Raw genomic sequence first — 25757 nt, forward strand, 5'->3', positions numbered from 1 at the left:
AGGTGGCGAGGGCGTCGGCTTCCCGGCGCGCGGGTGCCGGAGGTCACGACGCCCGATGGCACGGGCGCGCGCATCCGCGGCGCGGCAGCATGCCGCGGGAGCAACCGGGAGTCGTCGTCATGCGCAGCGTGCTGGTCTTGTTCGTCCTGCTCGCCGGCAGCGCGGCGGCCTCCGCGCAGCGCCTCGACGCGTCGCCCTCGTGCGAGGTCGAAAGCGACTGGGAGTTCCACCTGCGCGAGCGCAGCCTGATCCTGTTGCGCGATGCCGGGGAAACGCCTTCCCGGCTGGTCCTGCGGCAAGGCCGGCTGTTCGCCGAAGACGCCTGGGTGCCGCTGAGCGCCGCGGATCGCCGCCGCCTGGCCGAGTACGAGCGCGAGGCGAGGGCGGCGGTGCCGCTGGTGCGCGACATCGCCGCCAGTGCGTCGGGGATCGCCCTGGGCGTGCTGGCCGAGCTGTCGATCGGCTTCGGCGCGGATCCGGCGCAGGCGCGGGCCGACGCCGAGGCGATGCGCGCGCGCATCGACCGACGGTTGCAGGCCGCCCTGCGCCCCGAGCGCTTCGCGCCCGGCGAACTCGGCGAAGCGCTGGGGCAGAGCCTGCGCGAGGCCCTGCCCAGCGCGATCGGCGACATCGTGCGGGCGACCGCGACGGCGGTGCTGTCGGGCGACGCCGGGCGGCTGCGGCGCCTCGAACGCCTGGACGCGGAGATCGACGCACGGATCCGCCCGCGCGCTGAGGCGCTGGAGCGCGATGCGCAGGCGCTGTGCGTGCGCATGCGCCGGCTCGATGCGCTCGAGGATGCGCTGGATTACCGCACGCCCGATGGCGCCCGGCTGGACCTGCTGCGCGTGCGCGACGCCGAAGCCTCGAACTGACCCGGAGCGCGCCCCGGGGCATCGCCACGCGCGGGCGGCGAGCGACGATCCGCGGCGGTCGCGGGGGCAGGGCGAGCGCCGATCCCGCGCGCGGGCGCGCCGCGGCGGTTCCGCGGGGCGCGGCGATCCGCGCCCATTCGTATGCGTATGTCGGCCTGCCGCCGCGTGCCCGCGGCACGCCGCGGTTGGCGGAGGGTCCGCGTGCGGACACAATAGGCGTTCCCCTACTCTCGTTCTGGCGGAGCGCCGCATGGCCGACCTCAAAGAAGCACGCGTCCCCGATATCGGCGATTACGACGATGTGCCGGTGATCGAAGTGCTGGTGGCGGTCGGCGACCGCGTCGAGCAGGACCAGGGCTTGGTCACGCTGGAATCGGACAAGGCGACGATGGAGGTGCCGGCGCCGTTCGCCGGCACGGTGCGCGAGCTGAAGGTCAAGGTGGGCGACGCGGTGTCGAAGGACAGCGTGGTCGCGCTGGTCGAGCCCGACGCCGGCGACGGCGCGGGCGACGATGCCGCCGCGAAGGCGCCCGCCGCGGCGAAGGCCGAGCCCGCCGCGAAGCAGGACGCGCCCGCGCCGCCGGCGCCGAAGGCCGCGCAGGCCGCTGCGCCTGCGCCCGCGGCCTCCGGCGGGGTGCAGGACGCCGTGGTGCCGGACATCGGCGGCTACGACGGCGTGCCGGTGATCGAGGTGCTGGTGGCCGTCGGCGACCGCGTCGAGCAGGACCAGGGCCTGGTCACGCTGGAATCGGACAAGGCGACGATGGAAGTGCCGGCGCCGTTCGCCGGCACGGTGAAGTCGCTGGAGGTGAAGGTCGGCGACAGCGTCTCGGCCGGCAGCGTGGTGGCCCGCATCGAGACCGAGGGCGCCGCGCCCGCCGCCGCCGAGGCGCGCCGGCCCGGCGCGCAGCCGCAGGCCCAGGCGCCGGCCCGCGTCGAGGACGATCCCGCCGTGGAGCCCGCCTCCCCGGGCGCGAAGCCCGATCGCATCGCCGAGGCCTCGATCGAGCAGCGTCCGGCCGGCCGCGGCGAGCCGCCGGTGCGCTTCGACGCCGATGCCGTGCTGCCGGACAAGGTGCCCTACGCCAGCCCGGCGGTGCGCCTGTTCGCGCGCGAGCTGGGCGTGGACCTGTTCCAGGTGCGCGGCAGCGCGCGCGGCGGCCGCATCGTGCGCGAGGACGTGCAGCAGTACGTCAAGCGCGTGCTGTCCGGCGGCGCCGCGCCCGCCGGCGCCGCGGCCGCGCCCGCTGGCGGCGGCGGGCTGTCGCTGCTGCCCTGGCCCAAGGTCGATTTCTCCAAGTTCGGCGAGGTGGAGGAGAAGCCGCTGTCGCGGATCAAGAAGATCTCCGGCGCCAACCTGGCCCGCAACTGGGCGATGATCCCGCACGTCACCCAGCACGACGACGCCGACATCACCGAGCTGGAGGCGCTGCGCGTCGCGCTCAACAAGGAGCACGAGAAGGCCGGCATCAAGCTGACCATGCTCGCCTTCCTGATGAAGGCCAGCGTCTCGGCGCTGAAGAAGTTCCCAGAGTTCAACGCCTCGCTGGATGCCGCCGGCGAGACCCTGACGCTGAAGAAGTACTACCACGTCGGCTTCGCCGCCGACACGCCCAACGGGCTGGTGGTGCCGGTGGTGCGCGACGTCGACCGCAAGGGCGTGATCGAGATCGCGCAGGAGACCGCCGCGCTGGCGAAGAAGGCGCGCGACGGCAAGCTGGGCCCGGCGGAGATGCAGGGCGGCTGCTTCTCGATCAGCTCGCTCGGCGGCATCGGCGGCACCGGCTTCACCCCGATCGTCAACGCGCCCGAGGTGGCGATCCTGGGCGTGTCGAAGTCGGCGATCAAGCCGGTCTGGGACGGCAAGCAGTTCCAGCCGCGCCTGCTGCTGCCGCTGTCGCTGTCCTACGACCACCGCGTCATCGACGGCGCCGCCGCCGCGCGCTTCACCGCCTACCTCGCCCAGCTGCTGGGCGACATGCGCCGCGTGCTGCTGTGACCCCGCGCGCGGGCCGTGGCGATGGCTGAGGACGCGGCCGCGCCGACGCGCGGCGCCGGCCAGCCCATCGGCGGCGAGCGGCGCCACGTTCCGTTCGCGCGCGACGTCGCCGCCGCCGCGTCGAACGCGGAGCGGGCGGCCTTCGCCGGCCTGCGCCCCGACGACCCGACCGCGGCCCGCGACGCGGGCGCGATGCAGAACCTCAACGACCGCCGCCACGACCTCGACGCGCTGCGCCGCGCGCGCCGCCTGGGCGTGCCGGCGGGTCCCCCGCGCACACAATCTTCGGAGAACGCGTAATGGCCAAGACCCAGGAAGTGAACGTCCCCGACATCGGCGGCTATGCCGACGTGCCGGTGATCGAGGTGCTGGTGGCGGTCGGCGACCGCGTCGAGAAGGACCAGGGCCTGGTCACGCTGGAATCGGACAAGGCCACGATGGAGGTGCCGGCGCCCGCCGCGGGCACGGTGAAGGCGCTGCGGGTCAAGGTGGACGACAAGGTGTCCGAGGGCACCGTGGTCGCGGTGATCGAGACCGAGGATGCCGAGACCGACGCCCCCGGCGCGTCCGGCGAGGGCGGCCGCGGCGAGGCATCGGCCGGCGACGGCCCGAAGCCGGCGGCGCCCGGTCCCTCGAAGCCGCCGGTGCCGACCTCGCACCGCGCCCCGCCGGAGCCCGCGCCGCTGAAGCCGGCCCCGGCCTCCGGCCGCCAGGCCGACGTGGAATGCCGGATCGTGGTGCTCGGCTCCGGCCCCGGCGGCTACACCGCCGCGTTCCGCGCCGCCGACCTGGGCCTGGATACCGTGCTGATCGAGCGCTACGACACCTTGGGCGGCGTCTGCCTCAACGTCGGCTGCATCCCCTCCAAGGCGCTGCTGCACGCGGCCGACGTGATCGAGCAGGCGCAGCACGCCAGCGACTACGGCGTCGACTTCGGGCGGCCGAAGATCGCGCTCGACAAGCTGCGCGCCTACAAGGAGAAGGTGGTCGGCCAGCTCACCAAGGGCCTGTCCGGCATGGCCAAGCAGCGCAAGGTGCGGGTGGTGCAGGGCAGCGGCCGCTTCGTGTCGCCGAACGAGATCGAGGTGGCCGGCGCCGACGGCAAGCCCGTGCTGGTGCGCTTCGAGCAGTGCATCATCGCCGCCGGCTCGCAGGCGCTGAAGCTGCCGGGTTTCCCCTGGGACGACCCGCGGGTCATGGATTCGACCGACGCGCTGGAGCTGGCGGAGGTGCCGAAGTCGCTGCTGGTGGTCGGCGGCGGCATCATCGGCCTGGAAATGGCCACGGTCTACCGCGCGCTGGGCGCGCAGGTCACCGTGGTCGAACTCGCCGACCAGTTGATGCCGGGCGCGGACAAGGACCTGGTCAAGCCGCTGGCCGACCGGCTGAAGAAGCAGGGCGTGTCGGTGCACCTCAAGACCAAGGTGGTCGAGGCCAAGGCGGCCAAGCGCGGCATCGAGGTGGCCTTCGAGGGCGACAGCCTGCCCGAGGCCACGGTCTACGATCGCGTGCTGGTGGCGGTCGGGCGCAGCCCCAACGGCCGCAAGATCGACGCCGACAAGGCGGGCGTGCGGGTCAACGAGCGCGGCTTCATCGACGTCGACCGGCAGATGCGCACCAACGTCGACCACATCTTCGCCATCGGCGACATCGTCGGCCAGCCGATGCTGGCCCACAAGGCGACCCACGAGGGCAAGCTGGCCGCCGAGGTCGCCGCCGGCGAAAAGAAGGAGTGGGTCGCGCGGGTGATCCCGTCGGTCGCCTACACCGACCCCGAGATCGCCTGGGTCGGCATCACCGAGACCGAGGCGAAGGCCAAGGGCCTCAAGGTCGGCGTCGGCAAGTTCCCGTGGGCGGCCAGCGGCCGCGCCATCGGCCTGGGCCGCACCGAGGGCTTCACCAAGCTGGTGTTCGACGAGGCGAGCCACCGCATCGTGGGCGCCGGCATCGTCGGCGTGCATGCGGGCGACCTGATCGCCGAGGCCGCGCTGGCGATCGAGATGGGCGCGGAGGTGGCCGACATCGGCCACACCATCCACCCGCACCCGACGCTGAGCGAGTCGGTCGGCATGGCGGCCGAGGTCTACGACGGCACCATCACCGATCTCTACCTGCCCAAGCGCAAGTAGGCCGGCGCCGGGCGACGGCCCAGCGCGCGCGCAGGCCGCGGCGCGGATGAACGCGCGCGCGGCCCGTCGCGGCTGTGGCGGGAGTCGCAGTTCGCGCATCCCGCCCTCCGCGGCGGTTGCGCGCGTCGCCCCGCGCGCGGTAATCCGGAGGCCGGGCCATCCAGGGGGGATCGCCAGGGCGCCGCGGCGCGAGGGGAACGGGACGATGAAGAGGATCATCCGGTGGGCGGCGCTGTGCGTGGCCGGCTGTGCGTTCTGGCAGGCGGCGCAGGCCGCCGGTACCGACAGCGCGGCGGCGGACCCCGCGCAACGCGAGGCGGCGGCGCTGCAGGCCGCGCAGGCCGGCGCGCTGGAGCGCGAGCGCGCGCGCTTCCCGGCGCTGTTCCGCCGCGCCTATGCCGCCTATCCGCGCATCCCGCGCGGCACCTTGGAGGCGCTGGCCTACGCGCAGAGCCGCTGGCAGTCGTTGCGGCCGGCGGCCGGCGGCGATGCCGGTCATCACCACGTGCCGCCGGCCTGGGGCGTGATGGGCCTGTACGCCGGCGAGGGCTTCGCCGACCAGGTGGGCGAGGCGGCGGCCCTGCTGGGCCTGCCGGCCGATCGCATCCGCACCGATCCCGCCGCCAACGTGCTGGCGGCCGCAGCGCTGCTGGACCGCGAACTGCGCGGCGTGGACGGCGGCGACGTGGCCGGGCTGGCGCAGGCGCTGGCGCGCTACGCCGGCTTCGGCGCGCCGCAGGGCAAGAGCGCGATCGACGACCACGCGCGCGCCAGCTTCGCCTTCGAGGTGCTGCTGGCGCTCGACCGCGGCGTGGACGACCAGGGCATCCGCGTGCCGGTGCGCCCGATCGAATGGGAACGCGCGTTCGACGCCGAGCGGCTGGTGCTGCTCAACGCGCCGTTCGTGCGCCTGGACGCGACCCGCGACCGCATCGAGACCGCCGATTACGCGCTCGATCCGGTGGCCGAGCGGCTGGTGCGGCGCGAGGCCGCCACCGCGCCCGATATGCGGCCGGCCAGCACCGATTACGGCCCGGCGATCTGGAGCCCGGCGCACGCGTCCAACTACAGCGCCTCGCGCAGCGCCGCGGTCGGCGCGGTGACCCTGCACACCGCGCAGGGCAGCTACGCCGGCACCATCTCCTGGTTCAAGAACGCCGCGGCCGGCGTCAGCGCGCACTACGTGATCCGCAGCTCCGACGGCCAGGTCACGCAGATGGTGCGCGAGGCGCACACCGCCTGGCACGTGCGCAACCACAACAGCTACACCCTCGGCATCGAGCACGAGGGCTACGTCGACAACGCGAGCTGGTACACCAGCGCGATGTACGACGCCTCGGCCGCGCTGGTCCGGCACTGGTGCGCGCGCTACAGCGCCATCGCCTGCAGCAGCGCCTACCGGGGCGCGCCCAGCAGCGGCATCAACGTGCTGCCCGACAGCGTGCGGATCAAGGGCCACCAGCACTACAGCGGCCAGACCCATACCGATCCCGGCATCAACTGGAACTGGAGCCGCTACTACGACCTGCTCAACCCGGGCGGCGGCGGGGGCGGCGGCGCCACCCGCGTGCTGGACGGATTCGAGAGCGGCGTCGGCCGCTTCAACACGCAGCCCGCGTACTCGGGCAGCACCACCGGCATCTCGACCGCCTCCAGCGCGACGCGCGACTGCACCACCCGCCGCAACGGCAACTGCTCGCTGCGCGTGTGGCTGCGCGACGACGCCGCGTCCTCGGCGAACTGGGCGGTGCGCCTGCTGTCGGGCAGCGGCAACCCCGGCAGCAACGCCGCGCTGGCGCGCGCCAACGGCCGCATCGGCTTCTGGGCGTGGTCGGGCGGCAGCGGCATGAGCCTGGCGGTGGGCATCGACGACAGCGACGGCACCGAGCGCTCGATCGCGCGCAGCCTGCCGGCCAACCAGTGGACCTACCTCGAGTGGAGCCTGACCGACGCCGCGCAGTGGGACCCCTGGGTCGGCAACGCCAACGGCGCGATCACCGCCGCCAGCGTGACCCTCGACGCGATCTGGCTGTACCGCGCGCAGACGAGCTTCGACGTCAACGTCTACATCGACGACGTGCAGATCCGCAATTGAGCCGGGTGCCTACGCGCGGGCGTTCCGGCGTCGTTCGTGCGGCCGCTCGGGCCGGGCCGGCCGCGCGGGGCATCGATCGGCGGTGCGCCCGTGCGGCGCATCCCAGGCATCTTCGTCCCCGGCGTATCGCGGCGCGGCCGTGAGGCGCGCGGGCGTTCGTGGTAACGTCCCGCCGCGGCGACGATGGCCATCGTCGCCCGTCGTTCACGAACAAGCGTAGAGGTCGATGCCTGTCCAGGTGCCTGCGTTCCCGCCCAGAATCGCGGTCGCGGTGCTCGCTCTGGCAGTGTGCGGCGCCTGCCTGCCCGTATCGGCGCGGGCGGGCTGCGCGCCCTGCGCATACGAGGTCGAACCCGACCGGCGCGTGACGGCGTTGTTCGAGGCGGCCGCTCAGGCCGACGAAACGCGCTTCGCCCAGTGGCTCGACGGTGTGGCCGACGTCGATGCGCTGGCCGTCGAGACCCGCTCGCTGACCGCCGCGCTCCTGACACCCGACCCGCGGGCCCTCGAAGCCTTCGCCCGCGGCGAGCATGAGGCGGCGGTCGAAGAGCTGAAGGCGCGCCATCGCGCTTCCTTGCCGGCGCGCGCGCGCATGCTCGAGCGCGCGCTGGCTGCCGGGGCCAGCGTGTCCGACATCGCCGATGACTCGCGGATGCCGCCGCTGCACCTGGCCATGGTGTTCGGCGACGCGGGCATCGTGCAGCTGCTGCTCGACCACGGCGCCGACCCGGGCCAGCCGGACGGCGACGAAGGCAAGATGCCTGCGGAATTCGCGCTGGACCATGAGGACTTCCTGCGCCGCCGGGGCCTGCCGGAGCTGGTCGATCCGCCCGAGCGCACGCGCATGCTGCTGGCGCTGATGCGCGCCGGCGCGCCGCGCCCATGGTCCCGGCTGGATGCCGGCCAGGCCCTGTGGTCCCGGCTGGCGGAGCTGACCGTCGGTGCCGAGATCATGCAGGTCATGGCCGGCAGCGGCACGCTGCCCGCCGTCGATGCGGCGCATGTCAGCGCGCTGGCGCGTGCCGTGCGCGCGGGCAATCTCGACGGCGCGCGGTGGCTGCAGGCGCATGCCCAGCGCCGTACCGCGTCCGATCCCGACGGCAGCGGCAGGGCCAGCCTCGACACCTGGACCGACGCGGCGATATGGGCCGTCCACGAGCCCGATGCCGCACTGCGCGCGGCCCTTCTGGACGCGTTGCTGCGCGCGGATCTGGACTGGAGCTGGCGCGGCCCGCTGGAGAGGAGCGCCGGTCTCGACGACGCGCCGGCGCGTGCGCACTGGCAGGCCGTTCCGCGCGGCCAGACCTTGCTGGGCCATGCCCTCCATGCCGGCGATGCCGCGCTGGTCGAGCGCTTGATCGAACTGGGCGCGCCGGTGATCTCCGCGGCCGACGACATGGAGCAGCCGCTGAGCGTGGCGGTCAAGGCCCGGCGGCCGGACCTGGTCGCGCTGTTGCTGCGTCATGGCGCCGATCCGCTGGCGGGTGCCGAGCCGGCGCTGATGTGGGCCGTGCGGCCGCTTCCCGGCCGCCCGCAGGCCGACCCGTCGCAAGCGCAGCGTCTGCAGGAGGAGGATCATCGATCGCTGCGCTTGATGCTGCAGGCGCTCGGACCGGGCAGGATCCGGGCGTTCGACGCCGCGCCGCGTGCCCCGGATCGCCGCGCATCGGCGCATCCGCTGACGCAGGCGCTGAACGCCTCGCAGCTGGATCCCGTGGTGGTGGAAGCGCTCCTGGATGCCGGGTTCGACCCGGCCCGCGCCGAGGGTGTCTGGCTTACCGGAGCGTTCATGCAACTTCCCGTCCCGCTGGCCTTGCGGTTGATCGAGGGCGGGCTGCCGCTGGAGGCCGGCACGGACGGCCTCCCGCAAACGCCGGCGGTGATCGCCGCGCTTCGCGCGCCGGTGTCGGTGCCGCTGGTGGGCGCCCTGCTCGAGCGCGGCGCCGATCCCAACGCGCGCGACGAGGACGGACAATACGCATTGACGCTGGCCATTCGTCGCGGCGACATGGTGCAGGTGCGGCAGCTGGTCCAGGCCGGCGCCGACACCGCCGTGCTGGGGTACGAGGACACGTTTGCTGCGCTGGCCATGGACGACAGCCGGCGCGGGATGCGCGACTGGGTGCTGCGGCACGCCCCGTCCGACCTGTCGGGCTTCTGCCCCGCCGGGGACCACGCGGGCCGGCAGATGGCGCGGCTGCTCACCGTGGGAGATGGCGCCTGGCAGCGCATGCGCTCGATCGGACTGGCGCGCGACGACGCGCCCTGCCGCGCGCGCGGCACCACATGGCGGGCCTTGGCGCTGGAGGGCGTGACGCAACTGGGCTTTCCGCCGGCCGGCTGGATGGCCGAGACGCTCAGCGCCCGGATCGCCAGCCTGCCGACCTCCGATTCCGATCCGGCGATCGAGGCCTATCCGCTCCTGCCGCAGCTTTCCGCGCTGTTGGGAGGCGGGCCGGAGGCGGCACGGAGGCCGGCGCTACGGGGGCGCATCGACGCATCGCGCGCCGGGTTCTATCTGCTCTCCGGCCCGGGCATGACGGGCTCGCAGTTGCGGCTGCATCCGGACGGCCGTTTCGAATACGCGTTGCTCTACGGTCCCGCCGGCTTCTACGCCCAGGGCCAGTGGCGCGTGCACGGGGACCGGCTGCGGCTGCGCAGCGACGGGCCCTCGACGCAGGCCCGGCCGCCCGGGCGGCTGCGCGCCGAGGCGGCCGATCCGCAGGCGCCGTTGACCGTGTCCGTGCGCATCGACGGGGGCGAGGTGAACGACGTCCAGGTGGCGGTGTACGGCGATCCGGGCCAGATGGCCGCGGACGTCGGCGCGTACACCGGGCCGCTGCAGTTCGACGGCCCCGTGCGGCACGTGGCCGTGCACTACCGCGATCGCGCGCAGGCGTTCATCGCGGTGTTCGAGCCCGACGTCGAAGCACAGTGGCATCGTCGGTTCGTGATCGAGCTGGACCCGGCCTGGATCGCGGCGCAGGCCGAAGCCGGACAGCCGTTGTCCATGGAACTCGTCGTCGACGGCGATGCGCTGGTGCCGTCCGAGGGCGGTGGACGCTATCTGCGCGAGTGAGCGAAGCGCCCGCGTCCGCCAACGGCGCGGGCGACGACTCCTGCGACCGCGGCGGCGAGGCGGCCCGGGCGAGCCGTCGCAGGGCGCCGAGCGCCCCGCGACGAAGAAGCCCCGGCATGGCCGGGGCTTCGCAGTCGCGACGCGCGGCGGGGCGTCAGAAGCGGAACGTCAGGCCGGCCATCGGGCCGTGGACCTTGAGCTCGGCCTCGGCGCGGCCGCCGATCCGGATCGGGTCGAGCCCGATCTCGTCGGCCGGCACGGTGGCGGTGTAGTCGTCCTTGAGCTTCAGGCGGAACCAGTCGTAGCCGACGTGGATGCCCACGCGCTCGCTGACCAGGTATTCCACGATCAGGCCCGCGCGCTCGAAGTGACCGTCCTCGTCGAGGAAGTCGCCCCAGCTGGTGTCGAGGTACTGCCCTTCCAGGCCGATGCGCCAGCGCTCGTGCGGGCGCCAGGTCAGCCGGGTGTGCAGGCCGGGCGAGAAGCCGTCGCGCTTCCAGCGCAGGCTCTCCGACTGCGCCGGTATCTCGTCGGTGGGCGTGGTGGAGGCGTTGGCCTCGACTTCGAGCTTGGCGTAGGTCACGCCCAGGCCCACGCCCCACTGGAACGCCTCGGTGCGCACGAAGCTGTACTCGTAGTTGAGGCTGGCCAGGTTGAAGGACGCCTCGCCGTTGGCGGTCAGCGCCGGGATCTCCACGCCGCCGATGTCGCCGCCGCCGTAGGCGAAGTCCTCGTCGTCGCTGTAATCGTAATAGTTGCCGACCAGCGCCTGGCGGTCGCTGATGCGGAAGCCGATGGCGCCGCGCGGCCGCACGACGTTGCCGAAGGTCGCGGTCTCGCCGCCGCCGAAGGTCGCGGTCTCGCTGCCGTCGGTGGCGCTGCCGCGGGCGGACAGGCCCAGCGACGCTTCCGGATAGAACGCCGACAGGCGCAGGGTGAAGCGGTCGTCGCGCTCGATGAGCTCCTGGGCCTGGGCGGGCAGGACGACGGCGCCGGCGGCGACCGCCAGCAGGGACAGGGCGAGGGTACGGGGGGCGGGAACGGTCATGGAGTCTCGTCTCGATGGCATCGTGAGGGGCGGGCGATCCCCGCGCGCTCGCGCGGGCGGGGCAGCGGCCGGTGCGCGCAGTGTCGGCGCTCGCCCGTCTCGCTTGCGTGAAGACGCAGGCGTATGGAGGCGTTCGCGCGCCGTGGCGCAGGGCCGGCCCGGTCCTCCCGGGCGCGCGCTGGCGGCCGCAGGACAAAGAAGAAGCCCCGGCGAACCGGGGCTTCGGGTGGGGTCTGCGACAGGATCGACGAGGAAGGGTGGCAGACCGCGCAGAGGATCGGACCGGCCGGGCCGGGCGAAGTTCCGCGCGAACCGGCCTGAATGCGCGCCGCGGACGCCGGGCCCGGCGATCGCCGCGACGGGACCTCCGCCGGTTGTCCGCAAAACGACACCACTGCTATACTTTTGCGGCTCGGCGGGACGGTTTTCGCTGGCCGTCCCGGACCCACTGCTACAGGACCTCGTGTGTCGTTGACTTCCGTCGCTGCGGGTCGGCGACTGGCGCAGCGCGCAATCGTCTGGCAGGCGGTCGCGGTGGCGCTGGTGGCCGGGGCGTTCCTCGCCAAGGGGCCGTCGTGGGCCCTGGCCGCGCTGGCCGGCGGGGGGGCGGTGGCCGTGGGCGGCTGGCTGTCCGGCGCGATCGCGCTGGGCGGCGGGGCCAACCCGGCCGCGGGCGCGCTGGCGCGCCTGCTGCTGGGGGTGCTGGCCAAGTGGGCGGTGGTGCTGCTCGTGCTGGGGCTGGCGGTCGGTGCGGGCGGGTTGCCCCCGATCGCCGCGCTGGTGGGCGTCGTCGCCGCGCTGGCGACACAGATGCTGGCCATGGCCAGCCGTTGATCGACTCATAGGCAGGAAACGGAACATGGCGGGCGAGGCGGAAACGACCCCTACCAGCTACATCCAGCACCATCTGCAGAACCTGACCTGGCAGGTGGGCGAGGGCGACTTCTGGACCCTCAACGTGGACACCTTCGTGTCCGCGGTCGCCATGGGGCTGCTGATCACCTTCCTGTTCTGGCTGGGCACCCGCAAGGCGACCTCGGGCGTGCCGGGCAAGTGGCAGGCGTTCGTGGAGATCATGCTGGAGTTCGTCGACCGCCAGGCGCGCGACACCTACCACGGGGCCAGCAAGCTGGTGACGCCGATCGCGATCACCCTGTTCTTCTGGATCCTGCTGATGAACATGCTGAAGTTCATCCCGGCGGACTTCTTCGCGATCCCGCTGTCGTGGATCGGCGTGCACTACTGGAAGCCGGTGCCCACCGCGGACGTCAACGCAACGCTGGGCATGTCGATCAGCGTGTTCTTCCTGATGCTGATCTTCGCCCTGCGCTCCAAGGGCCTGGGCGGCTTCACCAAGGAATTCCTGACCGCGCCGTTCGGCAAGTGGATGATGCCGTTCAACCTGATCCTCAACATCGTCGAGTGGCTGTCGAAGCCGATCTCGCTGGCGATGCGACTGTTCGGCAACATGTTCGGCGGCGAGATCGTGTTCCTGCTGATCTGGGTGCTCGGCGGCGCCGGGCTGATCGGCATGCTCGGCGGCGCGGTGTTCGGCTTCGGCTGGATGATCTTCCACCTGCTGGTGATCCCGCTGCAGGCCTTCATCTTCATGATGCTGTCGATCGTCTACCTGAGCCTGTCCGAGGACAGCCACTGACCCCGGCGCGCTCCCTGGCCGCATCCCCCTTCCGCTTCACCCCTCACGTTCAACCCTCGCACCGTCCGTTCCGGAGAAAACCATGGAAATCGCTCTGACCTCCTTCGCCCAGATCCAGGCTTCGACCGTTCTGGCCATCGGCATCATGATCGGCCTCGCCGCGCTGGGCGCCGGTCTGGGCCTGGCCATCATGGCCGGCAAGTTCCTGGAGTCGGCCGCGCGCCAGCCGGAGCTGATCCCGGTGCTGCAGGTCCGCATGTTCATCACCGCCGGCCTGATCGACGCGGCGTTCATCATCAGCGTCGCCGTCGGCCTGCTGTTCGCCTTCGCCAGCCCGTTCATCGGCCCGGTCGTCGCGCAGCTCGGCGGCTGATAGGCGCCGGTGCGCGGAACGCGGGCGGCCTGAGCGCCGCCCGCGCTCCGGGATGACAGGCGGCATGCGCGGCATGCCCGGACCATCACGACAGGCAGTGGCACACCCATGAACATCAATCTGACCCTGATCGCCCAGGCGCTGGCCTTCGCGGCCCTGATCTGGCTGATCGCGACCAAGGTCTGGCCGCCGTTGCTCAAGGCGATCGAGGAACGGCAGCAGAAGATCGCCGAAGGCCTGGCCGCCGCCGACAACAGCCAGCGCGCGCTGGCGCAGGCGCAGGAACAGGTCAACGAGGAACTCAAGGCCGCCCGTACCAAGGCCAACGAGATCATCGATCAGGCCCACCAGCGCGCCAACCAGATCGTCGAGCAGGCGCGCGCCGAGGCCCAGGCCGAGGCCGCGCGGCAGAAGGCGATCGTGGAGGCCGAGATCGAGGCGTCCGCCAACCGCGCCCGCGAGGACCTGCGCCGCCAGGTGTCGGTGCTGGCGGTGGCCGGCGCCGAGAAGCTGCTGCGCCGCGAGATCGACGCCAGCGCCCACAAGGCCCTGCTCGACGAGCTGGCCGCGGAGATCTGACCGTGAGCCACGAGATCACGCTCGCTCGTCCCTACGCCCGCGCCGCGTTCGGCCTCGCCCGCGACGCGGACGCGTTCGCGGCTTGGTCGGACGCGCTGGCGTTCTCCGCGCGCGTCGCGGCGGACCCGCAGGTGCGGCCGCTGCTCGGTCATCCCGCGCTCGGCGACGAGGACGCGGTCGCGCTGCTCGCCCCGGAGGGCGCGCAGGGCGAATTCCGCGACTTCCTCGCGCTGCTGGCCCGCAACGGCCGGCTGGCGCTGCTGCCGGAGATCGCCGGGCTGTACGAGGATCTGCGGGCCGAGGCCGAGCACGTCGTGCGCGCGAAGGTGACCGCGGCCTCGGCATTGCCCGAGACCGAGCTCGACGCGATCCGCGCCGCGCTCAAGCGCCGCTTCGGGCGCGAGGTGCACCTGGAGACCGCGGTCGACGAGGCGCTGATCGGCGGCGCGGTGATCAACGCCGGGGACGTCGTGATCGACGGCTCGCTGCGCGGCAAGCTCGCCCGGCTGCAGTCGGCGCTAGCGGGCTAACGCGGGACAGGCGGCCGGGGACCCGGGATTCGCAGAGGCGTACGCAACCGCTTCGACGATTCCCGATCCCGAATCCCGATCCCGAAATCGAAAAAAACCCCGTGCGTCGCCCGCAGGCGGCGCACGACACAGGAACCCCAGACCATGGCAAGCACCCAGCTCAACCCCTCCGAAATCAGCGAACTGATCAAGAGCCGCATCGAGAAGGTCAAGCTGGCCGCCGAAGCGCGCAACGAGGGCACGGTGACGTCCGTGTCCGACGGCATCGTGCGCATCTACGGCCTGGCCGACGTGATGCAGGGCGAGATGATCGAGCTGCCGAACGACACCTACGCGCTGGCGCTGAACCTGGAGCGCGATTCGGTGGGCGCGGTGGTCCTCGGCGACTACGAGCACCTGCGCGAGGGCGACGTGGCCAAGACCACCGGCCGCATCCTCGAGGTGCCGGTCGGCCCCGAGCTGCTGGGTCGCGTGGTCAACGCGCTCGGCGAGCCGATCGACGGCAAGGGCCCGATCGGCGCCGCGCTGAGCGCGCCGGTCGAGCGCGTGGCGCCTGGCGTGATCTGGCGCAAGTCGGTCGACCAGCCGGTGCAGACCGGCTACAAGTCGGTGGACGCGATGATCCCGATCGGCCGCGGCCAGCGCGAGCTGGTCATCGGCGACCGCCAGACCGGCAAGACCGCGCTGGCCATCGACGCGGTGATCAACCAGAAGGGCACCGGCATCAAGTGCGTGTACGTGGCGATCGGCCAGAAGGCCTCGACCGTCGCCAACATCGTGCGCAAGCTGGAGGAGAACGGCGCGCTGGCGCATACCATCGTCGTCGCCGCGACCGCTTCCGAGTCGGCCGCGATGCAGTACATCAGCGCCTATTCCGGCTGCACCATGGGCGAGTACTTCATGGACCGCGGCCAGGACGCGCTGATCGTCTACGACGACCTGTCCAAGCAGGCCGTGGCCTACCGCCAGATCTCGCTGCTGCTCAAGCGCCCGCCGGGCCGCGAAGCCTACCCCGGCGACGTGTTCTACCTGCACTCCCGCCTGCTCGAGCGCGCCGCGCGCGTGTCCGAGGAGTACGTGGAGAAGTTCACCAACGGCGAGGTCAAGGGCAAGACCGGCTCGCTGACGGCGCTGCCGATCATCGAGACCCAGGCCGGCGACGTGTCCGCGTTCGTGCCGACCAACGTGATCTCGATCACCGACGGCCAGATCTTCCTCGAGACCGACCTGTTCAACGCCGGCATCCGCCCGGCGGTCAACGCCGGCATCTCGGTGTCGCGCGTGGGCGGCGCGGCGCAGACCAAGATCATCAAGAAGCTGTCGGGCGGCATCCGCATCTCGCTGGCCCAGTACCGCGAGCTGGCGGCGTTCGCGCAGTTCGCCTCGGACCTGGACGAAGCCACCCGCAAGCAGCTCGAGCGCGGCCAGCGCGTGACCGAGCTGATGAAGCAGAAGCAGTACCAGCCGATGTCGGTCGCCCACCAGGCGCTGTCGATCTACGCCGTCAACGAGGGTTACCTCGACGACGTGCCGGTCAACCGCATCGGCGCGTTCGAGGAAGCGCTGCACGCGCACTTCGACAACACCGAAGCGGCGCTGATCGAGAAGATCAACGCCAGCGGCGCCTGGAACGACGAGATCGAGGCGGCGTTCAAGAAGGGCATCGCCGAGTTCAAGGCGACGGGAAGCTGGTAAGCGGAGACCAGGTCCGGAGACCTGGGGCGGTGCGGGTCGTCGCCCCTGGCCCCCGGCCCCTGATCCCTGACCCCTTTGAAGCGAGCGGAGCGAGCTAGATGGCCGGCGGCAGAGAAATCAAGAGCAAGATCAAGAGCGTGCAGAACACCCGCAAGGTGACGCGCGCGCTCGAAATGGTCTCGGCTTCCAAGATCCGCAAGGCGCAGGACCGGATGAAGGCCTCGCGCCCGTACGCGCGGGCGATGAAGCAGCTGATCGGCCACCTGGCGCAGGCGAACTCGGAGTTCCAGCATCCGTACCTGGTCGAGCGCGAGAACCCGCGCCGGGTCGGCTACGTGATCGTCTCCTCCGACCGCGGACTGGCCGGCGGCCTCAACAACAACCTGTTCCGCAAGCTGCTGGGCGAGATCCGCCAGTGGCAGGAGCGGGGCGTCGAGGTGGACGTGGTCACCATCGGCCAGAAGGCCACGGTGTTCTTCCGCCGCCTGAAGGTGCAGATGCTGGCCAGCGTGACGCACCTGGGCGACACGCCCGAGGTGGAGCAGCTGATCGGCGTGATCAAGGTCATGCTCGACGCCTACACCGGCGGCTCGCTGGACCGCGTGTTCCTGGCGTACAACGACTTCGTCAACACCATGACCCAGCGCGCGACGTTCGACCAGTTGCTGCCGCTGCCGCCGGCCGACGAGAGCATGGTCAAGCACGACTGGGACTACCTCTACGAGCCGGACCCGGAGACGGTGCTGGAGCACGTGCTGACCCGCTACATCGAGTCGCTGGTCTACCAGGCGGTGATGGAGAACGTGGCCTCGGAGCACGCGGCGCGCATGGTGGCGATGAAGGCCGCCAGCGACAACGCGACCAAGCTGATCGACACCCTGAACCTGGTCTACAACAAGGCCCGCCAGGCGGCGATCACGCAGGAAATTTCCGAGATCGTGGGCGGCGCGGCGGCAGTTTAGCGCCGGGCTCCGGGAATCGGGATCCGGGAACGGCAACGGCAGCGGACCGCGCCTTTCCGAATCCCCCGTCCCGGGTCCCCGATCCCGGTACCGGAATCAAACAGACATCAGTGGAGTGACCCAAATGAGTCAGGGCAAGATCGTTCAGATCATCGGCGCGGTCGTCGACGTCGAATTTCCGCGCACCGAAGTGCCGAAGGTCTACGACGCGCTGAAGGTCGACGGCACCGCGATCACGCTGGAAGTGCAGCAGCAGCTCGGCGACGGCGTGGTGCGCACCATCGCGCTGGGCTCCACCGACGGCCTCAAGCGCAACCTGGTGGCCACCAACACCGGCCGCGCGATCTCGGTGCCGGTCGGCGCCGGCACGCTGGGCCGCATCATGGACGTGCTGGGCAACCCGATCGACGAGGCCGGCGAGGTGCAGGCGTCCGATCACTGGGAGATCCATCGCGCCGCGCCTTCCTACGAGGACCAGGCCTCGACCACCGAGCTGCTGGAGACCGGCATCAAGGTGATCGACCTGATGTGCCCGTTCGCCAAGGGCGGCAAGGTCGGCCTGTTCGGCGGCGCCGGCGTCGGCAAGACCGTCAACATGATGGAGCTGATCAACAACATCGCCAAGGCGCACTCGGGCCTGTCGGTGTTCGCCGGCGTGGGCGAGCGCACCCGCGAGGGCAACGACTTCTACCACGAGATGAAGGACTCCAACGTCCTCGACAAGGTGGCGATGGTCTACGGCCAGATGAACGAGCCGCCGGGCAACCGCCTGCGCGTGGCGCTGACCGGCCTGACCATGGCGGAGTACTTCCGCGACGAGAAGGACGAGAGCGGCAAGGGCAAGGACGTGCTGCTGTTCGTGGACAACATCTACCGCTACACCCTGGCCGGCACCGAGGTCTCGGCGCTGCTGGGCCGCATGCCGTCGGCGGTGGGCTACCAGCCCACGCTGGCCGAGGAAATGGGCGTGCTGCAGGAGCGCATCACCTCGACCAAGTCCGGCTCGATCACCTCGATCCAGGCCGTGTACGTGCCCGCCGACGACCTGACCGACCCGTCGCCGGCCACGACCTTCGCCCACCTGGACGCGACCGTCGTGCTCTCGCGCAACATCGCCGCGCTGGGTATCTACCCGGCGGTGGACCCGCTGGACTCGACCAGCCGCCAGCTCGATCCGAACGTGATCGGCAGCGAGCACTACGAGACCGCGCGCCGCGTGCAGGCCACGCTGCAGAAGTACAAGGAGCTGAAGGACATCATCGCGATCCTCGGCATGGACGAGCTGTCGGAAGAGGACAAGCAGGCCGTGTCGCGCGCGCGCAAGATCGAGCGCTTCTTCTCGCAGCCGTTCCACGTGGCGGAAGTGTTTACCGGCTCCCCGGGCAAGTACGTGCCGCTGAAGGAGACCATCCGCGGCTTCAAGGGCATCGTCGACGGCGAATACGACCACCTGCCCGAGCAGGCGTTCTACATGGTCGGCAGCATCGACGAGGCGGTCGAGAAGGCGAAGAAGATCGCCGCGTAGGCAGAGGCCAGAGGCCGGAGACCAGGGGCCAGCAAAGCAACAGCTTTTCCCTGACCCCTGACCCCTGGCCCCTGCCCCCCCCCAGGCCCCGTCGAACGAGCGAAGCGAGACAGACATGACCACCACCATCCGTTGCGACATCGTCAGCGCCGAGGCCGAGATCTTCCACGGCGAGGCCACCCTGGTCGTGGCCACCGGCGAGGTGGGCGAGCTCGGTATCGCGCCGCGCCACGCGCCGCTGATCACCCGCCTGAAGCCGGGCAAGATCGTGGTCACCCAGCCCAACGGCGAGAAGCTGGACTTCGCCATCGGCGGCGGCATCCTCGAGGTGCAGCCGCAGGTGGTCACGATCCTGGCCGATACCGCCATCCGCGCCGACGAGATCGACGAAGCCGCGGTGCGCAAGGCCAAGGAAGAGGCCGAGCGCGTGCTCGCCGGGCGCGGCGAGGCGATGGACGTCGCCGAGGCGCAGCAGAAGCTGGCCGAGGTCACGGCGCAGCTGCAGGCGCTCGAGCGCCTGCGCAAGAACCTCAAGCACTAGGCGCGCGCGGGCGGCGGACGCCGCTCGCCTCGAACGTGTCCGCCCGGGCTCCTGGGCGGGCCGAATCCCGACCCGACGACGCCGGCCTCGCGCCGGCGTTTTCGCGCGCGCGCCCTGGACCGTGCAGGAGGGCTTCGCGCCCTGCGGGCAGCGCGATCGGCATCGCCGGGGCATATCGACATCCGACCCACCGCGCCGAAGCTGTGCCGCCGCCCGCAAGCGGGCGCATGTCGTTCCTTCTGGCCGCTCTGCGCGCTTGCGGCGTGCCCCCATCCGCCTTCGGCACCTTCCCCCGCTTGCGGGGGAAGGAAAAACAGGATGCTCCCCGCTTGCGGGGGGAAGGGGCTTTCGCGCGCCCGTCAATCCGGCCTAGCGCCGATATACCCACTGGCGCGAGATCACGAAGCCGAGCGCGCCCAGCGCGATCTCCACCAGCGGCTTGGCCAGCCATGCCCAGTGGCGGCCCAGGTAGTCGTCGATGTGGCCGATGGCCCAGGTACTGAACAGCGTCATCAGGATCCACATCACGACGAAGCGCTGCAGCTGGGCTCGCCCGGGGCCGCGCGCGTCCTCGCCGAAGGTGAAACGCCCGTTCAGCCAGAAACCCAGCAGGGCGCCGCAGATCCGGCCGACAATGTTCGCCTGGCGCACCGGCAACCCGGCCTGGCTCAGCGCCACCATCACCGCCCAGTCCAGCAGCCACTGCAGGCCGCCGATGATCAGGTAGCTGCTGCCCTGTCGTTTCAGTCCCATTGCGTGTTCACTCCTGTCCGGACCGCCACAGCGCGATGCCGTCGACGCTGCGCACATGGACGGCGCCGGCCTGGCGCAGTCCCGCAGCCAGAGCGGACGAGGTTTCGGCCTCGGTCACCGGGATCCAGCGTGCCCCGGTCTGCGCGAAGAGCATGTGCCAGCGACGGCCTCGGCACCGCGGCCCTTCGGACAGCCGCAGCGCCGAAGCGCTCCCACGGCAACTGCGCCCACAACCCGTGGACGCTGATGCCGACCAGCGCCAGGATCGGGCCGGCGATCCAGAGTGGGCGCGTCCATGGGGAAGGCGCGGCCGCGACGGCGGTCGCCGGGGGGGAGGGCATCGCAGGTCCTGCTTGCACGGGCGTCGATTATCATCAAACGTCCGCCAAGTTACGAACGCCATGACCGCTCCCCTGCACGTCGTCATCCTCGCCGCCGGCGAGGGCAAGCGCATGAAGTCCTCGCGGCCGAAGGTGCTGCAGACCATCGCCGGCCGGCCGATGCTCGCCCACGTGATCGCGACCGCACGGCGGCTCGCGCCCGAGGCGATCCACGTGGTCTACGGCCACCGCGGCGATCAGGTGCGCGAGGCCTTCGCCGCCGAGACCGACCTGGTCTGGGTGGAGCAGCGCGAGCGGCTGGGCACTGGACATGCGGTGCGGCAGGCCCTGGCCGGGGTGCCCGACGGTACCGAGACGCTGGTGCTCTACGGCGACGTGCCGCTGATCACCGATGCCACCCTGCGTCGGTTGCTGGCCGAGGAGCACGAGGCCCGGCTGGCCGTGCTGGCGGCCGAGCTGGACGATCCCACCGGCTACGGCCGGATCGTGCGCGACCCCGCGGGCCGCGTGGCCGCCGTGGTCGAGCAGAAGGACGCCGACGAGGAGCAGCGACGCATCCGCCTGGTCAACACCGGGATCGTCGCCGCCGATTCCACCGCGCTCAAGGGCTGGCTGTCGCGCCTGACCCGCGACAACGCGCAGGGCGAGTACTACCTGACCGACATCTTCGCGCTGGCCGCGGCCGAGTACACCGCCGCGGAAATCGTGGAGATCGCCGATCCCATCGAGGCCGAGGGCGCCAACGACCCCTGGCAACTGGCGCAGCTCGAGCGCGCCTGGCAGCAGCGCGCGGTGCGGGCGCTGTGCGCGCAAGGAGCGCGGTTCGCCGATCCGGCGCGGGTGGACATCCGCGGCGAGGTGATCGTCGGGCCGGACGTGGAGTTCGACGTGGACGTGGTGCTGGAGGGGCGGGTCGCGCTGGGCGAGGGCGTGCGGATCGGGCCGTTCTGCCGGCTCAAGGACGTCGGCCTGGGCGACGGCACCGAGGTGCGCGCGCACTGCGACCTGGATGGCGTGCGCGCGGAGGGCGCGGTGACCATCGGCCCGTTCGCGCGCCTGCGCCCGGGCACGGTGCTGGCCGACGGCGCCCACATCGGCAATTTCGTCGAGACCAAGAACGCCGCCATTGGCGTGGGCAGCAAGGCCAACCACCTCACCTACCTGGGCGATGCCGAGGTCGGCGCCGGCGTCAACATCGGCGCCGGCACCATCACCTGCAACTACGACGGCGCCAACAAGTCGCGCACGACGATCGGCGACAACGCCTTCATCGGCTCCAACGCCTCGCTGGTGGCGCCGGTGACCATCGGCGCCGGCGCCACCACCGGCGCCGGCTCGGTCATCACCACCGACGTGCCCGCCGGCAAGCTGGCGGTGGCGCGGGCGCGGCAGACGGTCATCGACGGTTGGACGCGGCCGAAGAAGCGCTAGGAGCCTGGGCGCTAGGCTTCGGCGCGGTCCTTCTCCGGCAAGCGGGCGCATGCCGCTCCTTCTCCCGCAAGCGGGTGCGTATTGTTCCTTCTCCCGCAAGCGGGGCCACGTTGTTCCTTCTCCCGCAAGGCAGCGCCGGATGAGGGCGGCTTTTGCACGCCTGCGGCGTGCCCCTACCGCCTTTCACTCCGGCAAGGTCAGGCTCACCGCCAGCCCGCCGCCGTCGCGGTTCTGCAGCGCGATGCGGCCGCCGTGGGCTTCGCAGATCTCGCGCGCCAGCGCCAGGCCGAGGCCGGTGCCGTTGCGCTTGGTGGAATAGAACGGCAGCAGGGCATTGGCCAGGACCGCGTCGTTCATGCCGCTGCCACGGTCGAGGACGTCGAGCCGCCAGGCCTCGGGCAGCCGGCGCAGCCGCAGGCGGACTTCTTCGGCGGGCGATCCGGATTCGTGCGCGTTGCGCAGCAGGTTGATCAGGCATTGCTCCATCTGCGCCACGTCGATGCGCAGGCGGGCGTCGTACGCGTCGCCGTCGGCGACGAAGGGCACCTGCTCGCGCAGGCGCTCGGCGAAGCGCGGCCACGGCACGGTCTCCAGGCGCGGTGCGGGCAGCTTGGCGAAGCGCGCGTAGTCGCGGATGAAGCCCTCCAGGTGGCGCGCGCGCTCCTCGATGGTGGCCAGCGCGCCGGGCAGGCGCTCGAGCTGGCCGCGGCGCAGCAGTTCCGCGCCCGAGTGCGCCAGCGAGGCGATCGGCGCCAGCGAGTTGTTGAGCTCGTGGCTGATCACGCGGATCACCTTCTTCCAGGTCTGCACTTCCTGCCGGCGCAGTTCCGAGGTCAGCAGGCGCAGCAGGATCAGCTCGTGGCGGCGGCCGTTGAGCCGGAAGCGCCGGCGCGAGAGGTGGTAGATGTCCTCCTGCTCGTCCTCGCCGACGCCGAACATGCCGTCGCCGCCGTGCAGCAGCGCTTCGCCCAGCGCCGGCGGCGCGGCCGCGGCCAGGGCGTCGAAGCCGCGGCCTTCCAGGCGGGTGCCGTCGCCCAGCAGCTTGCGCGCGGCGAGGTTGCCGAGCACCACGCGCCGGCGCGGGTCGAGCAGCACCATCGCCACCGGCGTGTTCTGCACCATCGTGTCGAGCAGCAGCTCGCGCTGCACCAGCGCGCCGCGCTGTTCGCGCAGCACCGCGCCGAGCCGGTTGTGGCTGTCCACCAGCTCGCCGAGCTCGCCGCCGCCGTCCCAGTGGATGCCGAAGCTGTAGTCGCCGTCGCGGTAGGCGGCGACCGCGCCGGCCAGCGCGCGGAACAGCGCGCGTTGCGGCGCCAGGATGCGGTGCGCGCGCCAGACCAGCAGCGGCAGCAGCGCGCCGCAGGCCGCCAGCACCGCCGCCGGGGGCGGCAGCCAGCGCGCCAGCAGCGCCGCCAGCGCCGCCGCGGCCAGCGCGAACAGCGCCGCCAGGGCGGTCACCCGGGTCGGCATCGACAGCCGGCGCGCGCGCTTCATCCCTCGCGCCGCAGGCCCAGGCGGTCCATCCGCCGGTACAGCGCCTGCCGCGACAGCCCCAGCTCGGCGGCGGCCTGCGCCAGCACGCCGCCGGCGCCGGCCAGCGCGGCCTCGATCTGCGCGCGGTCGGGTTCGGCGGCCGGTGCCGGCACCGGCACGGATGCGGCGGCGGGCAGGCCCAGCGCCTGGGCCTCGATCGCCTCGCCCGGCGACAGCAGCGCCGCGCGCTGGACCGCGTTGCGCAGCTCGCGCACGTTGCCCGGCCAGCGATGCCGCAGCAGCGCGCGTTCGGCGCCCGGCTGCAGGCGCTTGCCGGCCGGCAGGAAATGCCGCGCCAGCGGCAGGATGTCGTCCGGCCGCTCGGCCAGCGGCGGCAGCTTCAGCTCGATGGCGTTGAGGCGGTAATAGAGATCCTCGCGGAACCGGCCCTCGGCGATCAGCGCCGGCAGGTCGGCGTTGGTGGCGCTGACCACGCGTACCCGCACCTGGCGCTCGCGGTTGGAGCCGAGGCGCTCGAAGCGCCCGGTCTCGAGCACGCGCAGCAGCTTGACCTGGCCGCCGAGCGGCAGGTTGCCGATCTCGTCGAGGAACAGCGTGCCGCCGTCGGCGGCCTCGAACTTGCCCTCGCGCGCGCGGTTGGCGCCGGTGTAGGCGCCCGCGTCGGCGCCGAACAGCTCGGCCTCGATCAGGTCCGCCGGCAGCGCGCCGCAGTTGAGGGCGACGAAGGGACCGGCGCGCACCGCGGAATTGGCGTGGACGATCTCGGCGATCTTCTCCTTGCCGGCGCCGTTGGGGCCGGTGATCAGCACCGGCAGGTCCGAGCGCGCCACCTGCACCGCCAGGCTGAGCACGCGCTCGCTGGCGGGGTCGGCCCAGATGGTGCCGCACAGGTCGTGGCGTTCCAGCGCGTGGCGCTCGCGCAGCTCGCGCTCGCGGCGCCGCGCCAGTTCGCGCCGGCTGGCCGACAGCTCCAGCAGGTTGCCGACCGTGGTCAGCAGCTTGTGGTCGTCCCAGGGCTTGGCGACGTAGTCCGCCGCGCCGGCCTTGATCAGGCCGACCGCGGATTCCAGGTGCGTCCACGCGGTCAAGAGCACCACCGGCAGGTCCGGGTGGCGGGCGTGGATGGCCTCGAACAGCGCCACGCCCTCGTCGCCGGAGGTGGTGTCGGCGCGGAAGTTCATGTCCTGGATCACCAGGTCCACCGGCTCGCGTTCCAGCAGCGCGAGCCCGGCCTCGGGCGAATCGGCATGCAGGGTCTGCAGGTCGTGCAGGGAGAACAGCACCTCCAGCGCGGTGGCCACGGCGGGGTTGTCGTCGATGACGAGCACGATGGGCATGGGGCGGTCCTGGGGCGTCACGCGGGAGAGCTTATCGGAACCGGTGCCGCCGGCCGGGCGCGCGCGGCTCATGGGCCGCGCGCGGCCACCGCCGGGGCGACGGCGGCCGCGCGACGGGCCGGTCCCCAGGCCGCGCACAGGCCGAGCAGCCACAGCGCCAGCGCGCCCAGCGGCAGGTAGGCCAGCGGCAGGCGCGCGAGCTCGTACTCGCGCATCAGCCACTGGTTGATGGCGTAGGCGGCGGCCAGCCCCGGCAGCAGCCCGGCGCCGACCACCACCGCGTTCTCGGCCAGGAAGTACCGCACGATGTCGCCGCGGCGCGCGCCGAGCGCGCGGCGGATGCCGATCGTGCGCCGGCGCTGCTCGACCCAGTAGGCCGACAGCCCGGCGATGCCGACAGCGGTCACCACCGACATCACCGCGATCACCGTGCCCAGCAGCCACAGCGCGGCCCGGCGCGGCCGGAACGCGGCCGCGCGCAGGGGCTCGTAGGCGTCCACGCTGGCTTCCAGCCCGGGCATGCGGCTGGTCTCGAATTCGCGCGACAGCGCCGCCAGCGCCGCTTCGCGCACCTGGTCGCGCTGCGCGGGGTCGGCGCGGACGGCGTAGGTCAGCAGCGGCACCGAGACGATCCGCGCCGGCAGCAGCATCGAGAACTCGGCCTGGCCGCCGTCGAGCGCGTCGAGCTGGTAGCGCAGCAAGTGGCGGACCACGCCCACCACCACCAGGTGGCCGGCGCCGTCCGCCTGCTCCAGCCGCCCGCCCAGCGCGTCGCCGTCGGGAAAGTAGTGCCGCGCCAGCGCCTCGGTCAGGATCGCCGGGGTGCCGGGCGGGAGGTCGATGCCGCCGCTGGACAGGTCGATGTCGAAGTGTTCTTCCGGCGCGAAGTCGCGGCCGCGCACCAGCTCTAGGCCGAGCGCCTCGCGCAGCCCCTCGCCGACGAAGCCGCTGGCGCTGGCGACCACGCCCGACGGGCTGCGGGTGCGCAGCACGAACGACATCGACTGCTTCATCGGCAGCCCCAGCGCCGGCGCGACCGCTTCCACCCCGGGCAGCGCGCGCAGCGCGTCGGCGCCGGCGCGGATCTGCGCCGGCCGCCACATGCCCTCGCGCGAGACCAACTGATCGACCAGCAGCAGGCGCCCGCGCGCGATGCCGTCGTCGACCAGCAGCGGCGCGGCCTGGCGCTGCAGCTCGAACGCGGCGTTGAGCAGGATCGCGCAGGCGATGCAGATCTGCGCGGCGATGAGCGCCGGCATCAGCGGGTGCCGGCGCAGGGCGGAGAGGATGGGGCGCAGGGGCGGCAAGGACATG

22 protein-coding genes are annotated in these 25757 nt (G+C 72.2%); 16 read left to right on the plus strand and 6 right to left on the minus strand.

The genetic code is table 11. The annotated features are described in order from the left end of the window. Positions 1-119: 119 nt before the first annotated feature. From Z164_RS0102155 to Z164_RS0102180, 6 genes are all read left to right on the plus strand, one after another. Positions 120-875 carry a DUF2884 family protein gene (locus Z164_RS0102155; protein ID WP_024889101.1) on the plus strand — a complete coding sequence of 252 codons (756 nt, stop codon included), beginning with the start codon at positions 120-122 and terminating at the stop codon, positions 873-875. 250 nt (positions 876-1125) lie between these two features. Continuing rightward, positions 1126-2874 carry a dihydrolipoyllysine-residue acetyltransferase gene (gene aceF, locus Z164_RS0102160; protein WP_024889102.1) on the plus strand — a complete coding sequence of 583 codons (1749 nt, stop codon included), beginning with the start codon at positions 1126-1128 and terminating at the stop codon, positions 2872-2874. 21 nt (positions 2875-2895) lie between these two features. Then, the gene (locus Z164_RS0102165; protein ID WP_024889103.1) at positions 2896-3174 is read left to right on the plus strand and encodes a hypothetical protein; all 279 of its coding nucleotides are present in this window, start codon (positions 2896-2898) and stop codon (positions 3172-3174) included. Next, a complete protein-coding gene (gene lpdA / locus Z164_RS0102170) occupies positions 3174-5003 on the plus strand; it encodes a dihydrolipoyl dehydrogenase (RefSeq protein ID WP_024889104.1) in 1830 nt (609 codons plus the stop codon). Before Z164_RS0102165 ends, lpdA begins: the two co-directional genes overlap by 1 nt. Positions 5004-5208: 205 nt before the next feature. After that, positions 5209-7098 carry an N-acetylmuramoyl-L-alanine amidase gene (locus Z164_RS23055; protein WP_024889105.1) on the plus strand — a complete coding sequence of 630 codons (1890 nt, stop codon included), beginning with the start codon at positions 5209-5211 and terminating at the stop codon, positions 7096-7098. 364 nt (positions 7099-7462) lie between these two features. Then, positions 7463-10177: a hypothetical protein gene (locus tag Z164_RS0102180; RefSeq protein WP_160170674.1), complete on the plus strand. Its 2715-nt coding sequence runs from the start codon at positions 7463-7465 to the stop codon at positions 10175-10177. A gap of 154 nt (positions 10178-10331) precedes the next feature. On the opposite strand, the gene Z164_RS21250 is transcribed toward Z164_RS0102180, so the two are convergent. Further along, on the minus strand, positions 10332-11225 hold the full coding sequence (locus Z164_RS21250; protein WP_024889107.1) for a hypothetical protein: 894 nt from the start codon (positions 11223-11225) through the stop codon (positions 10332-10334). Positions 11226-11690: 465 nt separating this feature from the next. Between Z164_RS21250 and Z164_RS0102190 the strand changes: the two genes are divergently transcribed. From Z164_RS0102190 to Z164_RS0102230, 9 genes are all read left to right on the plus strand, one after another. Further along, the gene (locus Z164_RS0102190) at positions 11691-12059 is read left to right on the plus strand and encodes a hypothetical protein (RefSeq protein ID WP_236621736.1); all 369 of its coding nucleotides are present in this window, start codon (positions 11691-11693) and stop codon (positions 12057-12059) included. A gap of 25 nt (positions 12060-12084) precedes the next feature. Next, the gene (atpB, locus tag Z164_RS0102195; protein ID WP_024889109.1) at positions 12085-12882 is read left to right on the plus strand and encodes a F0F1 ATP synthase subunit A; all 798 of its coding nucleotides are present in this window, start codon (positions 12085-12087) and stop codon (positions 12880-12882) included. Between the two features lie 82 nt (positions 12883-12964). Next, a complete protein-coding gene (gene atpE / locus Z164_RS0102200; protein ID WP_024889110.1) occupies positions 12965-13255 on the plus strand; it encodes a F0F1 ATP synthase subunit C in 291 nt (96 codons plus the stop codon). A gap of 108 nt (positions 13256-13363) precedes the next feature. Next, complete coding sequence (locus tag Z164_RS0102205) at positions 13364-13834, plus strand: F0F1 ATP synthase subunit B (protein ID WP_024889111.1); 471 nt, start codon at positions 13364-13366, stop codon at positions 13832-13834. 2 nt (positions 13835-13836) lie between these two features. Next, positions 13837-14364, plus strand: coding sequence for a F0F1 ATP synthase subunit delta (locus Z164_RS0102210; RefSeq protein WP_024889112.1), 528 nt, complete (start codon positions 13837-13839; stop codon positions 14362-14364). A 144-nt stretch (positions 14365-14508) separates the two neighbouring features. After that, positions 14509-16059, plus strand: coding sequence for a F0F1 ATP synthase subunit alpha (gene atpA / locus Z164_RS0102215; RefSeq protein ID WP_024889113.1), 1551 nt, complete (start codon positions 14509-14511; stop codon positions 16057-16059). Positions 16060-16157: 98 nt separating this feature from the next. Next, complete coding sequence (atpG, locus tag Z164_RS0102220; RefSeq protein WP_024889114.1) at positions 16158-17021, plus strand: F0F1 ATP synthase subunit gamma; 864 nt, start codon at positions 16158-16160, stop codon at positions 17019-17021. Positions 17022-17145: 124 nt separating this feature from the next. Continuing rightward, on the plus strand, positions 17146-18546 hold the full coding sequence (gene atpD, locus Z164_RS0102225) for a F0F1 ATP synthase subunit beta (protein ID WP_024889115.1): 1401 nt from the start codon (positions 17146-17148) through the stop codon (positions 18544-18546). A gap of 115 nt (positions 18547-18661) precedes the next feature. Then, positions 18662-19087: a F0F1 ATP synthase subunit epsilon gene (locus Z164_RS0102230; protein ID WP_024889116.1), complete on the plus strand. Its 426-nt coding sequence runs from the start codon at positions 18662-18664 to the stop codon at positions 19085-19087. 369 nt (positions 19088-19456) lie between these two features. On the opposite strand, the gene Z164_RS0102235 is transcribed toward Z164_RS0102230, so the two are convergent. Both Z164_RS0102235 and Z164_RS22730 read right to left on the minus strand, forming a co-directional pair. Next, the gene (locus tag Z164_RS0102235) at positions 19457-19840 is read right to left on the minus strand and encodes a GtrA family protein (RefSeq protein WP_024889117.1); all 384 of its coding nucleotides are present in this window, start codon (positions 19838-19840) and stop codon (positions 19457-19459) included. A 7-nt stretch (positions 19841-19847) separates the two neighbouring features. Next, a complete protein-coding gene (locus Z164_RS22730; RefSeq protein WP_160170675.1) occupies positions 19848-19994 on the minus strand; it encodes a hypothetical protein in 147 nt (48 codons plus the stop codon). A gap of 247 nt (positions 19995-20241) precedes the next feature. Between Z164_RS22730 and glmU the strand changes: the two genes are divergently transcribed. After that, complete coding sequence (glmU, locus tag Z164_RS0102245; protein ID WP_024889118.1) at positions 20242-21612, plus strand: bifunctional UDP-N-acetylglucosamine diphosphorylase/glucosamine-1-phosphate N-acetyltransferase GlmU; 1371 nt, start codon at positions 20242-20244, stop codon at positions 21610-21612. 183 nt (positions 21613-21795) lie between these two features. Here glmU and Z164_RS0102250 read toward each other — a convergent pair whose 3' ends face one another. From Z164_RS0102250 to Z164_RS0102260, 3 genes are all read right to left on the minus strand, one after another. Continuing rightward, entirely contained in the window at positions 21796-23082 is a 1287-nt protein-coding gene (locus Z164_RS0102250) for a sensor histidine kinase (protein WP_152540839.1), read from the minus strand. Positions 23083-23102: 20 nt separating this feature from the next. Then, positions 23103-24443 carry a sigma-54-dependent transcriptional regulator gene (locus Z164_RS0102255; RefSeq protein WP_024889120.1) on the minus strand — a complete coding sequence of 447 codons (1341 nt, stop codon included), beginning with the start codon at positions 24441-24443 and terminating at the stop codon, positions 23103-23105. A 68-nt stretch (positions 24444-24511) separates the two neighbouring features. Beyond that, the gene (locus Z164_RS0102260) at positions 24512-25756 is read right to left on the minus strand and encodes an FtsX-like permease family protein (protein WP_043689005.1); all 1245 of its coding nucleotides are present in this window, start codon (positions 25754-25756) and stop codon (positions 24512-24514) included. Position 25757: the final 1 nt, after the last annotated feature.

Source organism: Luteimonas huabeiensis HB2, assembly GCF_000559025.1.
Classification (GTDB): domain Bacteria; phylum Pseudomonadota; class Gammaproteobacteria; order Xanthomonadales; family Xanthomonadaceae; genus Luteimonas; species Luteimonas huabeiensis.